The organism is Rhizobium sp. WYCCWR 11152, from assembly GCF_013087615.1.
GTDB classification, from domain to species: domain Bacteria; phylum Pseudomonadota; class Alphaproteobacteria; order Rhizobiales; family Rhizobiaceae; genus Rhizobium; species Rhizobium indicum.
Genome location: NZ_JABFCP010000009.1, coordinates 1 through 13,171, shown reverse-complemented (window position 1 = coordinate 13,171; position 13,171 = coordinate 1). Strand labels below are relative to the sequence as shown.

Below are 13,171 nucleotides of genomic sequence, written 5' to 3'. Positions count from 1 at the left end.
GCTCTACGGCATTATGCTGCAACTCAAAGTGTTGCAATGTCCTTACGCGCCTGAAAAGACGCGGGAGCGCTGCAATGCATCTCGTATTTAAATCGGGACGTTTCTAGAATTTCACCGACAGCGCCGCTTTAACCCCATGCTGCTGCGCGTTATCGGCAATCTGGCCGGAATAGGCGATGCCGAGGATGGCGCTTCCGGTGAGGTCGAAGTCGAGCCCGGCGTCGAGAACCAAGGCGTTCTCTGCCACCGGCACGCCGGCGACGGTGAACGCGTCGCCTCCGGCAAAAGCCTGCGTCGACAGCGGAACGATGTCGCCGGCGGCGTGCCGCCAGCCTGACATGCCGCGCAGGGTGGCGTTCGTCTCACCCAGGCGGATCTCCATTTCAGCATGCAGCCCAAGCGTGGTGATCGTGGTGTTGGTCATGCGGCTGGAGCTGTGGAGCGCAGCCGCCCCGCCCTCTTCGGTGAAACCCGCCGTTCGAATACCCACATGAGCGAGATTGACGAAGGGCTCGAAAGAGGCCGCCGCCGTATCAAACTGATAGCCCAGCTCCGCAAATGCCTGCAGCGTGCCGGCATTATAGCTCGCTTCCAGCCTGTCCTCGAAGCTCCCCATAAAGACGCTGCGGCTGGTCTCGATCTCGTGCCACGTATGAGCGATGCCGGAGCGGAAGACGAGACCGCCCCATTGCGTGCCGGCGTAAAGGCCGAGGTGATAATCGTCGCTTGATCCCGATGAGCTCCGGTGCCTCGGATCAAATCGGGAATTGCTGTAACCGGCCATCAGGCCGAGCCTGACGTCATCGAACATGGCGTCGACGCCAGCGAGAAACCCGCCGGTCTGGTGGTTGAGTGTGGCGGCATTGCCGTCCGTGCGCGTCTCGCTTGCGCCGCCAAAGGCCGTGCTCCAGAAAACCGGCGCGTCCGAAGGATCGGCAGCGACGAGTTCCGGGCCGCCCGGCCAGAAAGCCTGAATCGGGATCACGCCGGCACCGGCATCGCCGAACGCGGAACGCAGGCGCTCGTTGGCGGCCTCGCGGACAAAGAGGCTTTGCGTGATCAGCGCCGTTTTGATCGAGGCATGGATTTCACCGGAAAGCGCGTCGTAACTGGCCTGGATCAGCGGCTCGTCATCGGGCAATGTGACGATGGCGTCGTAGATATCGTTGCCAGTTCCGAGATTCTCTGCAGCCTCTGCCGCTGCCATCTGGTTGCGCGACCGGGCCATGTCGCTGAAACGCACGTCGTTGCGTTCGATTTCCAGATAGACGTTGTTCGGATCATAGGACAGATTCGCCGAGAGGAAGGCATAATCGGACGTGACGGCGCCGAATGTTCCGTTGATCCCGCCGGCGGCCGTCAGGATCGTATAGGTCGAGAAAGGCTGGTAGTCGCCATTCATCCCGACATGGGCAACGCTGGCGCCATTGAGGAACGCGATGCCCGTGACCGAGATTAAATCGCTGGCAGTGCCAGCCGGATCGACCTCGACCTCATAGGTGGAACTGGGATTGAGGGTGAGGTTGCCGCCGATGGTCAATGTTCCGATGGAGTTGCCCGGCGCGATGGTGACGCCCGCGCCGGCGGTCACCGTACCGATATGACCCGACCCGGCCAGCGTGCCGCCCGTCATCATCAAGATGCCGCCAAGGCTGCCATTGACGATCAGGCGTCCGTCCGAAACCGTGGTCGTGCCGGCATAGCCCGAACTGTTGCCGGTCAGACGCAAGGTGCCGCTGCCCAGCATCGTGACGTCGCCGCTGCCGGAGAATATACCGCCATAGGTGGTGTTGCTCGTCTGATCGAGCGTGAGTTCGGCGCCGCCGATGGCGATCTCGCCGCCGCTTCCCGAAAGTTCTCCCATGGCCAGGTCGAAGCCGCCGAGATCGAGTATGCCGCCATTGACCGCATAGGCGCCGTTCTGCACGAAGGCGCCGGCGCTGCCCGCCTGCAAAGTGCCGGCCTCGACCGTGGTCACGCCGCCATAGCTGCTGGCGCCCGACAGCGTCAGCGTGCCGGCGCCCTGCTTGGTCATACCGCCAGCACCTTGCAGATCCGTCCCAATGCCGATGGCAAAGCCGTTGGTGTCGATAAAGGCGCCGCCCGCATCGAGCATGACATCTCCGGCGTTGAACCCGCCCAGGAAATTCGCCTCATTGCCCGTTGCACGCAGAATACCGCCATCGAAGACGAGGCCGGCGTCACCGGCGCCCCTGTCGATATAACCGGTCTCCAGGACGCCGCGTCCGCTTCCGGCGCTGCCGACAAGTTCTACCGTTCCCGTGGCGCCCGAATCGTCGGCGATGACAACCCCGGAAGCCGAAATCATGCCGCCGTTCTCGACCGTCACGCTGCCCGAGCCGAATTCGCCGACAAACAACGCGCTGGAACTGATCCAGCTCGATCCCGTGCCCGTCACGCTGACCACGCCGCTGCCGTTCGTACTGAAGCCGACATAACCCAGGCTGCCGGTGACCGAGCCGCCGTTCGAAATGGTCAGTGATCCCGCGCCGGCCGTGCCGACCGAGACTTCGGTGGAGTTGCTCCAGACCGAGTTCGGGCCGGTAACGATGACCTCGCCGATGGCGGTGGAATCATTGCTGATATAGCCGGACGCGCTGTTGACCGTTCCGCCATTGGAAATGATCAGAGTACCGGCGCCGCTATCGCCGATGGTGAGATCCTGCGAATTCGTCCAGGTCGAGCCGCTGCCTGTCACCGTCACCGTGCCGCTGGCAGCGGCGGAGAAATAGCCGATATAACCGTTGATATTGTCGACAGCACCTCCGTTTTCGATGGTGAGCGTGCCGGTGCCTTCATTGCCGATATAAAGGTCGTCGGCATTGGTCCAGGTTGAGCCTGCCCCCGTGACCGTCACCGTGCCGCTGGCGCCCGGGTCGACGCCGAGCACGCCGATGTCATTGCTGACGGCGCCGCCATTGCGGATGATAAGGGCTGCGTCGTCGCCGTTCTGGTCGCCCACGAGGAGGTCGGTATTGATTGTCCATGGGCTCGGTTGCGTGCCCGGGCCGGCACCGCCCGGATCGTTGCCATCGACGATCTCCGTGTCATTGCCGGTGATGACCTGCGCCCATCCCGGCTGCACGGCCAGGACCAGCGCCGCAGTGCTCGCCAAACCCGCAAGTCGCAGCATGGCCATCCCATGGATTGCCGCTCCACACATCCTTTCGCCCATGCTCGCTCGCAAATCGTCCCCACCGTCATTCGCTCGCGCAGAAATAGACCAATCAATTTAAATATTAGTAACCATGTTACTGAAATATTCATCGGCCGCGGGAACAACAGCCTTACGTCGCACGCTTTAGGCGCATGTTTTGACTGGTCCACCGCCTCTTCACTGTGAAAGCAATATCGTTGGGAATGACTCATCGTCCGGCGGCCATTTAGGCGCCGATGCCGGCATTTTGCGTCGTCGGCCTGCAACACTTACGGGCAAATGATGGGGCGGCAGCGCCTGTCGCCTCAGCTCATCACCATCCATGCGGCAAGCCAGACCCACATGGCGGCAAGCACCAGGTAACCGGCAGCGAAGATCGGGCTGCGATAACGCAGATCGTTGCTGGTGACATGGATGGCGGCGTGGGCGTAGCGCAGGGCGACGAAGATCCAGGCAAGCCCGACGGTGACGATATTGTCGGCGTCCGCGATATAAAGAAGAATGCAGCAGACATGGAAGAGCACAGGCAGTTCGAACTGGTTGGCGAGGCAGTTCTTGACGGCAAGGCTCTCGGCCGGCTCGTCACGGTTTTCGCGATAATCCGATTTCGCGATGCTGCCGGCGCGGAGCATTTTTGCGCGCCGAAGCCCAAGAAGCGCATAAAGACCATAGACCAGGGCCACATGGGCGAGGAGTGGCCAGAAGATTTGATAGCCGGTCATGTGTGGCCGTTTCCTTTCCGCTTCCGCTTTCGTCGCGAGCATTAGCCGAAAGGGGAGCTGGATACCAGCATAGGGCAACGCCCCATCGGCACCTGCGTCGCTAAGGCACGTCGGCGCAGGTGTCTCGGCTTTTCGACATGGAGCTGGATGGAATACGGCGCCTCAGTCCTGGCGCGGCGAGAGCCAGCGGGCAATGGCAAACCGGGCGATGAGGATGAAGCAGATGGCGAGGCTTGCGAATTTCAGCCGTGTCATCCACGGCAGCAGCTGCGTTGCAACAGTTGAGGGCGCACCGTTGCCGAAGGCCATCAGGCTCGAGATGTTCTCGCCATAGTCGGCGATGCCATAGATGAATGGCAGCAGGTATACCGCCTTGCCGATGAGCGGATGCACCGATTGGCCGAACCACGAGCCGACGGGACCGAGCTTGAGGAAGGCGAGGAACAGCAGCGCCGTCAGCAATGCCGGAAAGATCAGCTCCGGCCCGAAATACATGGCGCGCAGCAGCCCGGTCGCCGTCTCGTTCTCATCGAGCAGCTTCTGCATGTGGAAGACCGCCGACTCGTCGTAACCGGCGAAATAGGTGTCGAGGACCGCCTGCCCGGTTTCGTGCTTGAACGGAACGACGAAACCGAAGGTCGTCCAGGCGAGCACGGCAAGACAGAGAGCTGCGAGCAGCGCGACGATCCAGAGAGGAATCCCGCTGCCCGCCTTCATGATCAGAGGCCAGCGCCCGGATAGTTCGGGCTCTCGCGGGTGATCGTCACGTCATGGGCGTGGCTTTCGCGAAGGCCGGCACCGGAGATGCGCACGAACGTGGCCCGCTCCTGGAAATCCTTGAGGTCCTTGCCGCCAACATAACCCATGGCCGCCTTGAGGCCGCCGGCGAGCTGGTGGATAACGCCCGAGACCGGCCCCTTGTACGGCACCTGGCCTTCGATGCCCTCGGGCACGAGCTTCAGCGTGTCGCGCACCTCGGCCTGGAAGTAACGGTCGGCCGAGCCGCGGGCCATGGCGCCGACGGAGCCCATGCCGCGATAGGCCTTGAAGGAACGTCCCTGGTAGAGATAGACCTCGCCCGGGCTCTCATCGGTGCCGGCAAGCAGCGAGCCGATCATGACGGCGGAAGCACCGGCGGCGATCGCCTTGGCAAGATCGCCGGAGAACTTGATGCCGCCATCGGCGATGACGGGCACATCCTGATCATTTGCGGCCTGCACCGCCGACATGATGGCGGCGAGCTGCGGCACGCCGACGCCGGCGACGATGCGCGTCGTGCAGATCGAACCCGGACCGATTCCGACCTTGACGGCGTCCGCGCCGGCATCGATCAGCGCCCTGGTGCCGTCATAGGTGGCGACGTTGCCGGCCATGATGCGCACCGAATTGGAAAGCTTCTTGACGCGGGTGACGGCATCGAGGACGCGCTGCGAATGGCCGTGGGCGGTATCGACGACCAGAAGGTCGACACCGGCCTCGATCAGGCGTTCGGCGCGCTCGAAGCCGTCGTCACCGACGCTGATGGCGGCGGCGGCGCGAAGCCTGCCCTGCGCATCCTTGGAAGCGTTCGGGTTCAGCTGGGACTTCTCGATGTCCTTGACGGTGATGAGGCCGACGCAGCGGCCTTCGGTATCGACCACCAGCAGCTTCTCGATGCGATGCGAATGCAGCAGGCGCTTGGCCTCCTGCTGATCGACGTTTTCCTTGACGGTGACCAGATTGTCCTTGGTCATCAGTTCATGGATCTTCTGTTCCTGATCGGAAGCGAAGCGGACGTCGCGGTTGGTCAGGATTCCGACGAGGCGGCCGGACTTCTCGACGACGGGGATGCCGGAGATGCTGTAGGACTTCATGAGCCCGAGCGCATCGGCAAGCGTCGCATCGGGGCCGATCGTCACCGGATTGACGACCATGCCGCTTTCAAACTTCTTCACTTGCCGGACCTGCTCGGCCTGCTCGATCGGCGTCAGGTTGCGATGAATGACGCCAAGGCCGCCGGCCTGGGCCATGGCGATCGCCAGGCGGCTCTCGGTGACGGTATCCATGGCTGATGAGATGATCGGGATGTTGAGTTCGAAATCCCGGGCGATGCGGGTGGAGATATTCGTCTGGCCCGGCATGACCTCGGAATGTCCCGGCTGCAGCAGCACGTCGTCGAAGGTAAGCGCGTCTGCGCCGGTTGCCGTTTCAATGATGCGTGCCATGGCCAAATTCCTTCATTTAATAAAAATGCGACCCTGTCCGGAAACGAATCGTCCGCCCCGGCGGTCTGCATGGGTTGCTTGGAAGTTGGCGAGGGCTGGTAACACGTCTATGACAGGAAGGAAATAGCAAAAAGCCCGGCCTGCCCGCCGGGCTCGTCATGGGTGCCATGCGCCAGGAGCATTCCGGGAATAACGCTAGGCAATTTTCTGTCCAGAACGTTGTAAAAACAATATGTTATCGCGGTTCAGCGCTTCCGTGAAGGCTGAACCGCTTCGGATCAGATGTCGAACTGATAGGTCTTCGGCACGAAACGGTACCCGCCATCCTGCCGCTCGACGAAGCCGACTGCCGGGAACGGCATGTGGTAGCCAAGGAAGGCGATCTTTTCGCTCGCAATCATCTCGAAAACCTTGCGGCGGGTGGCGGCTGCCTGCGTCTTGTCCATGTCGAAGCGCACCTCCCAATCCGGCCGCAGCAGCGACAGGATATAGTGGTTGGCGGTATCGCCCGTGAGCACAAGGCGCTTGCCCTCGGATTCGACGTGGAACACCATATGTCCCGGTGAGTGGCCGGCCGCCAGCATCGCCGTTATGCCGGGTGCAAAGCTATCACCCTCCTTGAGGAAAGTGGTCTTTTCGGCAAGCGGCACCACATTGGCGAGCACCGCCTTGTGACCGCCCTCAGCCGGCGTACCCTCACGCGCCTTGTCCGACCAGAAGTCATATTCGGCCTGGCCGACGACATAGCGGGCATTCTTGAAGGCAGCAGCACCGTCTTCCATCAGGCCACCAATATGATCGCCGTGCAGATGGGTGAGCGCCACCAACGTGACGTCGTCGGCCGAATATCCCGCCGCCTTCAGGCCTTCGGTCAGTTGGCCGGCCCCACGTGCGCGGCCGCCAGCGCCGAAGCCGGTATCGACGAGGATGACATCCGAACCGGTATCGATGAGAGCCGGCATATAGCCGTTCATGAACTTGTCGGCCGGCAGGAAGTTTGCGGTCAGCAATGCCTTGACGGTTTCGGGATCCTGATTGGTGCCGAAGGTTTCATAGGGCTTTTCGACAATGCTGGTGCCGTCACGGACGACGGTGAACTTATAGGAACCGAGCTTGAATTGATTGATCTCGGGCAAAAGCGTTCCATCCATATGATTGCTTTCTCCAGTTGCGGCCGCTTCGGCCTTCTCTCTTAAAATGACCGGCGCCGCGAGCAGGCCAAGGCCTGCGGCAAAAAGGGTACGTCGTTTTATTCCCGATGAAATTGCCATATGTCCATCCTCTTATGACGTGCGGTGCGTCGCCGCACGGCCCCCAGTGTCGATTCCGACCGGATTTCTTGCCCCGGCCAAGTAAACATATGTCAATCTTGACTGGCGACGTTGTTGCGCAAGCCGTCTCACGCAGACGTGAAGCAAACGTGTCGTCGACCCGGATTTGGGGATTGGCAGAACCCGCCACTGGGACTAAACAGCACGGGCCTTTCCAGCTCCAATCCGCTGCCCCATCAAGGCTCCCGCCTATGAATCGCATCGTCCCGCTGATCCTCGCCGTCGCCCTTTTCATGGAACAGATGGACTCCACCGTCATTGCGACGGCGCTGCCGGCGATCGCGGCGGATTTGCATGTCGGGCCAATCACGCTGAAGCTGGCGCTGACCTCCTACATGGTGGCGCTTGCGGTATTCATCCCGGTGAGCGGCTGGATGGCCGACAGGTTCGGCGCCAAGAAGATCTTCCGGCGTGCCATCTCAGTCTTCGTCATCGGCTCGATCCTCTGCGCAATCTCGTCCAACCTCGTCGAATTCGTGCTTGCGCGCTTCCTCCAGGGCATGGGCGGCGCGATGATGACGCCCGTCGGCCGCCTCGTGCTGGTGCGCACCACCAAGCGCAGCGATCTGGTCTCGGCCATGGCGCTGCTCACCATCCCCGCACTTGTCGGCCCGCTCACCGGACCGCCGCTCGGCGGCTTCATCACCACCTATTTCAGCTGGCACTGGATCTTCCTGATCAACGTGCCGGTCGGCATCATCGGCATCTGGCTTGCGACGATTTTTCTGCCGGAGGTGGAAGCGACGGCGCCGCCGCGGCTCGATTTCACCGGTTTCGTGCTGACCTCGCTTTCGGCCGCGGGTGTCGTCTTCGGCCTGTCGGTGGTCAGTCTGCCGGCCCTGCCCCCGATCATAGGCATCACCGCCACCTTGATCGGCGTGCTTTGCGGCTTTCTCTATATGCGCCATGCCAAGCGGCATCCGGCGCCGATCCTCAACCTCAACCTGTTCAAGAACCCGACGTTTCGAACCTCCACCTTGGGCGGCACGCTCTTCCGTATCTGCGTCGGCGCCATGCCCTTCCTGACGCCGCTGATGCTGCAGCTCGGTTTCGGGCTGACGCCGTTCCAATCCGGCCTCATCACCTTTGCCGGCGCAATCGGGGCGATCACCACTAAGTTCATGGCGAAGCGCGTCTTCGCCGCCGCCGGCTTCCGCACTACGCTTCTCGGCGCCGCCATGGTCACGACCCTGGTGACTGTCGTCACCGGCCTGTTCACGCCGTCGACGCCGCATCTCGTCATCATCGGTGTGCTGCTGCTCGGCGGTTTCTCCCGCTCCTTCATGTTCACCGGCGTCAATGCGCTTGCCTTCGCCGATATCGATGATGCGGAAGCGAGCCAAGCGACATCGATGAGCTCGGTGATGCAGCAGATCAGCCTGGCGCTTGGCGTCGCACTCGCCGCCGCGATCCTCGAGAGCTCGATCTATTTCCGCGGCGAAACGCTGCAGGTGGCCGATTTCCACCTTGCCTTCTACATCATCGCCGGGCTGACCGTCATTGCGACCATTCCCTTCATCCGGATGGACCGCAATGCCGGCGCACTCGTGTCCGGGCACCGCTTGAAGACGATGACGGCAGCAACTGTGGAAGCCGAACAGCCCGCGGTGAAATAAAACTTGTCGCGCAACAGTGTGCCGCGGTTTTGCGGCAACGACATGCGTGGAAACAAAGACTAAAGCGCGAGGAGCGAATCTGAAAGATTGCGAGGCGCTACAGGCAGCCGCTACTGCGGGTTTTCGCAGACGGCAGAGAGCTTGTTGCCGTCGAGGTCACGCACATAGGCGGCGTAGAAATGGGCATGGTAGGAGCGCAGGCCGGGCTCGCCCTCATCCACGGCGCCTGCCGCGATTGCCGCCGCATGGAAGGCGTCGACATCCGCCCGTGTTTCGGCCGCGAGCGCGACCATGGCGCCATTGCCTGAGGTCGCCCGGCGGTGATTGAACGGCGTCACCACCCAGAAGCGGCAGCGCGTATCACCCTCGGCGGCATAGCCGATTTCCTCTTCGGAAGAGCGCTGGCGGCGATAGCCGAGGGGAGACAGCACGGCATCATAAAAATGCCCTGCGCGATAAAGGTCGTTGGTTCCGAGCGTGACGTAAAGAAGCATGGGATCAGCGGTTCAAATCCTGACAGCGCGGCGCGTCCTTTGATACGCGCAAAGGACGCGGAAACGCTTTCCATTGCCGCATATCTTATCCTTAAATCGATACCGTTTTAAGGAGTTATGCAGTCGATCGCCATCATCCGTCAGGACCTGCCCGAAAATCAAGCTTCCTCTGCGTCGCCTTCGGCCTTGCGCCCCTTGAACCCCTTGGCCAGCAGGAACATCTCGACCGATTCGGCGCGCGACGAGTTCGGTTTGACATGGACGACCTGGCGGAAGTTCTGCTTCAGCATGGCGAGCAGCTCACGCTCCGTGCCGCCCTGAAAGGTCTTGGTGAGGAAGTGCCCGCCTTCCCCCAGCACTTCGACGGCGAAATGCGCCGCCACTTCGCAGAGATGCATGGTGCGCAGATGGTCGGTGCGGTGGTGGCCGGTGGTGGGCGCCGCCATGTCGGAGATGACGAGATCAGGCGTGCCGCCGACGGCCTCCAACAGCTTTTCCGGCGCACTGGGATCGAGGAAATCGAGCTGCAGGATCTTGACCCCCGGCAGCTGGGTCATTTCAAGGAAATCGATCGCAGCCACACGGATATCACCATCCGTCGAGCCGGTGACCTTGGCGGCGATCTGCGACCAGCTGCCGGGGGCAGCGCCGAGATCGATGATGCGCCTGGCGCCGCGCAGGATGTGATGCTTCTCATCGATCTCCAGCAGCTTGAAGGCGGCACGAGCGCGATAGCCTTCGAGTTGGGCGCGCTGCACATAGGGATCGTTGATGTGACGCTCCAGCCATTGGCGGGAGGAGGCCTTCATCTTCTTGTTCTTGACGCGCTGGCCGAGCTTGCGGCCGGTGCGGTTTCCCGCGATCGGTGCCTTGGTCATGCCTATTCCTTATCTCACGATCTCACGCGCTGGCCGCGGCGGTTGCGATTGCGCCGCCACACGCCGTCATCGGCCATCATGTCGGTGAGCAAACCTTCCCTCAAGCCACGATCGGCAACCCGCATGCGCGGGCTCGGCCAGCGGCGGCGGATCGCCTCGAGAATGGCGCAGCCGGCGAGCACCAGATCGGCCCGGTCAGGCCCGATGCAGGGATTGGCGGCGCGGCTTGCGAAATCCCAGGAGAGAAGCTTTGCCTGCATGGCGGAGACCTCATCGTCGGACAGCCAGATGCCATCGACCTTGCGCCGGTCATAACGCGGTAGGTCGAGATGCACGCCGGCAAGCGTCGTCACCGTGCCCGATGTGCCGATCAGGTGAAAGTCGCCGCTCTGGGCGACCTCGATCTCCGGGCAATTGAAGCTTCCAAGCATGCCTTCGACTTCACGCACCATGCCTTCGAAGGCCTCCGGCGTGACGTCGTGCCCGCCATGGCGCTCCGACAGGGTCACGACGCCGACCGGAAGCGAGGTCCAGTGGGTGATGTGATTGGCAAGGCGGCTGAAGCGATTGTCGCCGATGCGGATGACGGCAATCTCCGACGAGCCGCCGCCGATATCGAAAAGCACGACGGAGCGCGTCTCGCGACCGACCAGCGAGGAGCAGCCGGAGACGGCAAGCCGCGCCTCTGTCTCGCGATCGATGATCTCGAGCGCGAGGCCGGTTTCGGCAACGACCCGGCTGAGGAATTCCTCGCCATTGACTGCCTGGCGGCAGGCTTCGGTGGCGATCAGCCGCATGCGGCGGATCTGCCGGTTCCTGAGCTTGGAGGCGCAGATCCTCAGCGCCTCGATCGCCCTCTCCATCGCCTCATCCGACAGACGGCCGCTTGCCGCAAGGCCTTCGCCGAGGCGCACGATGCGGGAAAAAGCATCGACGACGCGGAATTGACCCGGACGAGTCGGCTGGGCAATGAGGAGGCGGCAATTGTTGGTGCCGAGATCGAGGGCGGCGTAGAGCTCCTCCGGCCACACATGCTCGCCGGCCTGACGATCCCCCGGATGCCCGGAATGGGACTGGCTTTCCTGGCGGCCCCTGCGGTTGGCGCTTGCGCCATTCAGTGCTTCACGCAGTTCGGCCCTGAGCACGGTTTCTTCTGCGCGGCTTTCCTGCTGCTGGGCGCCTGATGGTTTTGCCGGTGTCAGCGGCCGGCCCTGCAGACCGCGCTTGCCGCGGTTTTTGCGGCGATTGCGACGGCTCGGCGCTGAATCGCTATCGGAGCGGACAGCATTGCCTGCCGCTGCCGTCTGTTCCATTGCCTGGGGGAGAGGTGAACCATCCTGCACAGCACCATGGCCACCACGACGGCGACGCTTGCGCTTGCGGGCCGGATTCCCGGCTGCATCTTCCATCGGGCGCGCAGGCTGTCCGGCACCGCCGGAAGGCTCATGCGAAGCGGGATGAGCCGCGTTGCGGGATTGCCCGCCACGTTTGCCCTTGCGGCGCCTGGACTTCTTGCCGTCCTTGCGCCCTGCCGCCGACGCCCCGTCAAATTGCGGCTTTGCGCCGCCTTCGGGGTCTTCCACGTTGTTTTTCCATCGCGCCGCGCAAGTCTTGAGATATGCAGCAGGCGCTCATTCGATTTTTGCGTTGCGGCAAGAATATCAGCGCCCGCCAAAATCACCAAATTCTTTTTTGGACAAGGGATTTGCCGCGGTTTCACGTCTTCCGCGGCAGCACCGATTTTTTTCAAAACAGCTATTTGCAATCCCCCGGCTTTTGGTTATAAGCGCCGCACACCAGCCGACCGCCCGCCGGTTCGCTTATGCTGGGGAATAGTTCAATGGTAGAACGACGGACTCTGACTCCGTTAATCTTGGTTCGAATCCAGGTTCCCCAGCCAGATTTTCCCTCATTAAATCAGAACATTTCGCGTCAGTTGGACACTCAGTTGGGAATTTCCGTTCTCTCCGAAGAAAACTACCGCGACCTTGTCGACGTCAGCGACGCGCGCGCCGCAAAGGTGCGCATCGATGCCGGCGAAGAGATCTGGCCGGAAGACGTCGTCAAGGCGCTGATTTCAGGCGAAGATCCTGTCCGCGTGTTCCGCAAGCATCGCGGCATGAGCGTCAAGGAGCTGGCGAAAAAGGCTCGGCTCTCCCAGCCCTATCTTTCCGAAATCGAGACCGGAAAGAAGGAAGGCTCCCTGGACGCGTTGAAGGCGATCGCTCGGATTCTGGACGTAGACCTCGGCGATCTGGTTTGATGCAGGATGCGCATCCGCATCCTCGTATTCCTTCAGTCGACGCGCTCGCCATTGGAATGGCTGAAAGCGCACATCCTTAAAAAACTGATGCGGGCATGGTTTTCGATGATGGGGCGGTGGGTACGTGATTTGAAACCCGCTCGTACTGGATCGAATGAGTGGGGTCACCAAGTCCGAGATTGAAGCGCCGCTCCCAAGTCATCAAACAGCGCGATGACGCGTTCCGACACCCAGGGCCGCCTCTTGAGGCGGACACGAGCTGCCTGCACTGCGGAAGACCGTGATTTCCGATTATTTCAGTTGCGCTCATTGCAGAAAGCGACAAGAAGGTGGTTGTCTATTGATCTGCGAGACGCTGGTAAGCAATGCCTGAAAATTCTCCCTCTGAGACACGGCGCTCAGGATGGTTGTTAGTGTCGCTCGTCGCCCCTCTGCTGGCGATGCCGCGGGTTGCCAAACGCGCTCTGGCATTGCTGCTGGATTCC

General features: G+C 61.9%; 10 protein-coding genes and 1 tRNA gene. 3 read left to right on the top strand and 8 right to left on the bottom strand.

What is annotated here, in order from left to right; translation table 11 throughout:
- Positions 1-103: 103 nt before the first annotated feature.
- From G9X67_RS15185 to G9X67_RS15165, 5 genes are all read right to left on the bottom strand, one after another.
- Positions 104-3,154 (bottom strand): autotransporter domain-containing protein, encoded by a 3,051-nt coding sequence (locus G9X67_RS15185; protein WP_246705419.1) that lies wholly within the window; start codon positions 3,152-3,154, stop codon positions 104-106.
- 329 nt (positions 3,155-3,483) lie between these two features.
- Entirely contained in the window at positions 3,484-3,900 is a 417-nt protein-coding gene (locus tag G9X67_RS15180) for an MAPEG family protein (protein ID WP_138328946.1), read from the bottom strand.
- Positions 3,901-4,062: 162 nt separating this feature from the next.
- The gene (locus tag G9X67_RS15175) at positions 4,063-4,617 is read right to left on the bottom strand and encodes a hypothetical protein (RefSeq protein WP_138328947.1); all 555 of its coding nucleotides are present in this window, start codon (positions 4,615-4,617) and stop codon (positions 4,063-4,065) included.
- 2 nt (positions 4,618-4,619) lie between these two features.
- Entirely contained in the window at positions 4,620-6,104 is a 1,485-nt protein-coding gene (gene guaB / locus G9X67_RS15170) for an IMP dehydrogenase (protein WP_128440017.1), read from the bottom strand.
- A 278-nt stretch (positions 6,105-6,382) separates the two neighbouring features.
- The gene (locus tag G9X67_RS15165) at positions 6,383-7,375 is read right to left on the bottom strand and encodes an MBL fold metallo-hydrolase (protein ID WP_138328948.1); all 993 of its coding nucleotides are present in this window, start codon (positions 7,373-7,375) and stop codon (positions 6,383-6,385) included.
- Between the two features lie 251 nt (positions 7,376-7,626).
- On the opposite strand from G9X67_RS15165, the gene G9X67_RS15160 reads away from it, so the two are divergent.
- Complete coding sequence (locus G9X67_RS15160; protein WP_171599063.1) at positions 7,627-9,051, top strand: DHA2 family efflux MFS transporter permease subunit; 1,425 nt, start codon at positions 7,627-7,629, stop codon at positions 9,049-9,051.
- Positions 9,052-9,161: 110 nt separating this feature from the next.
- Here G9X67_RS15160 and G9X67_RS15155 read toward each other — a convergent pair whose 3' ends face one another.
- From G9X67_RS15155 to G9X67_RS15145, 3 genes are all read right to left on the bottom strand, one after another.
- Complete coding sequence (locus tag G9X67_RS15155) at positions 9,162-9,545, bottom strand: VOC family protein (protein ID WP_138328950.1); 384 nt, start codon at positions 9,543-9,545, stop codon at positions 9,162-9,164.
- Between the two features lie 158 nt (positions 9,546-9,703).
- Positions 9,704-10,423 carry an RlmE family RNA methyltransferase gene (locus G9X67_RS15150; RefSeq protein ID WP_171599062.1) on the bottom strand — a complete coding sequence of 240 codons (720 nt, stop codon included), beginning with the start codon at positions 10,421-10,423 and terminating at the stop codon, positions 9,704-9,706.
- Positions 10,424-10,437: 14 nt separating this feature from the next.
- Positions 10,438-12,006 carry a Ppx/GppA phosphatase family protein gene (locus G9X67_RS15145; RefSeq protein ID WP_171599061.1) on the bottom strand — a complete coding sequence of 523 codons (1,569 nt, stop codon included), beginning with the start codon at positions 12,004-12,006 and terminating at the stop codon, positions 10,438-10,440.
- Between the two features lie 243 nt (positions 12,007-12,249).
- Here G9X67_RS15145 and G9X67_RS15140 point away from each other — a divergent pair.
- Both G9X67_RS15140 and G9X67_RS15135 read left to right on the top strand, forming a co-directional pair.
- A tRNA-Gln gene (locus tag G9X67_RS15140) sits at positions 12,250-12,323 on the top strand.
- Positions 12,324-12,371: 48 nt separating this feature from the next.
- Positions 12,372-12,686, top strand: a complete 315-nt coding sequence (locus tag G9X67_RS15135; RefSeq protein ID WP_246705418.1) for a helix-turn-helix transcriptional regulator — start codon at positions 12,372-12,374, stop codon at positions 12,684-12,686.
- The last annotated feature ends 485 nt before the right edge of the window (positions 12,687-13,171 follow it).

Bases quoted from the DNA above. Each gene is read 5' to 3' on its own strand.
- G9X67_RS15185 (WP_246705419.1), bottom strand. From the start codon at position 3,154: ATGCTGCGACTTGCGGGTTTGGCGAGCACTGCGGCGCTGGTCCTGGCC.
- G9X67_RS15160 (WP_171599063.1), top strand. From the start codon at position 7,627: ATGAATCGCATCGTCCCGCTGATCCTCGCCGTCGCCCTTTTCATGGAA.
- G9X67_RS15150 (WP_171599062.1), bottom strand. From the start codon at position 10,423: ATGACCAAGGCACCGATCGCGGGAAACCGCACCGGCCGCAAGCTCGGC.
- G9X67_RS15165 (WP_138328948.1), bottom strand. From the start codon at position 7,375: ATGGCAATTTCATCGGGAATAAAACGACGTACCCTTTTTGCCGCAGGC.
- guaB (WP_128440017.1), bottom strand. From the start codon at position 6,104: ATGGCACGCATCATTGAAACGGCAACCGGCGCAGACGCGCTTACCTTC.
- G9X67_RS15180 (WP_138328946.1), bottom strand. From the start codon at position 3,900: ATGACCGGCTATCAAATCTTCTGGCCACTCCTCGCCCATGTGGCCCTG.
- G9X67_RS15155 (WP_138328950.1), bottom strand. From the start codon at position 9,545: ATGCTTCTTTACGTCACGCTCGGAACCAACGACCTTTATCGCGCAGGG.
- G9X67_RS15175 (WP_138328947.1), bottom strand. From the start codon at position 4,617: ATGAAGGCGGGCAGCGGGATTCCTCTCTGGATCGTCGCGCTGCTCGCA.